Genomic DNA, 255 nt, shown 5'->3' on the forward strand with positions numbered 1-255 from the left:
CCGGCAAGCAGATGAGGGGCGGCATGGCATGCCGCCTCGTCCAAGGAAATCTGGAGACACCTGCCGCCTCTACAGCATTTCCACAGACGCCATCAAAGACCTGACGTCTGCAGTTTCCCACGCGCCTCGATCATCGGGATCGCTTCCGAATAGCTGACGCAGGCGACGTCAGCCCGGTGGCAGACGTCGCTGACCAGTCGGTCGAGGGCGCGCCAGTAGGCGCCGCCGTTCATTTCGACGAAATGGAAGCCGAGC

Annotated in this window: 1 pseudogene; it reads right to left on the minus strand. The window is 62.7% G+C overall.

What is annotated here, in order from left to right:
• Positions 1 to 92: 92 nt before the first annotated feature.
• Positions 93 to 255: pseudogene (locus EOD29_RS33310) on the minus strand (polysaccharide deacetylase); the annotation flags it as partial.

Source organism: Mesorhizobium sp. M1A.T.Ca.IN.004.03.1.1 (assembly GCF_003997555.1).
In the GTDB taxonomy this organism is placed as follows: Bacteria; Pseudomonadota; Alphaproteobacteria; order Rhizobiales; family Rhizobiaceae; genus Mesorhizobium.